General features: G+C 39.9%; 1 protein-coding gene. It reads left to right on the top strand.

Annotated elements, in window-relative coordinates:
• A partial coding sequence (locus C1E99_RS14055) for a MarR family winged helix-turn-helix transcriptional regulator (RefSeq protein WP_105207831.1) occupies window positions 1-359 on the top strand: 359 nt, incomplete at its 5' end.
• Window positions 360-436: the final 77 nt, after the last annotated feature.

Below are 436 nucleotides of genomic sequence, written 5' to 3'. Positions count from 1 at the left end.
TAGTTGGACCACAGGGATGGGCTCTGCGTTTCATAGCAGAACGGTCTGAAGTTGAAACCTTTGTCAAAGACATTGAAGCGGAGTTAAAGATTTCCAAATCCGTTGCCAGCAATCTAGTTAAGCGAATGGAGAAAAATGACTTTATTCGGGTTTTACCTTCTCAGTTTGACAGACGCTACAAGCAGTTGGTCTTGACAGAGAAAGGTCGGAGCAAGATTTGTCACCTAAAATCCTTCCATGAGGAGATGCACCATTCTCTCTTTCGAGGTATTCAAAAGGAAGAATTTGATTTGATCAGACAGGTGGTCGATCAATTAAAAGAAAATATTAGAAATTATAAGGAGAAAAAACATGTTTAAAGAAGCCATTTTACGTTACAAATGGTATGCCTTGGCATCGGTCTTGTTGACGTCTATTGTTGTAGCAACGACCTTGA

It is taken from the genome of Streptococcus suis, assembly GCF_002964045.1.
In the GTDB taxonomy this organism is placed as follows: domain Bacteria; phylum Bacillota; class Bacilli; order Lactobacillales; family Streptococcaceae; genus Streptococcus; species Streptococcus suis_U.
Note: the sequence above shows the minus strand (reverse complement) of the source record. Positions and strands in the feature narration are given on the sequence as shown.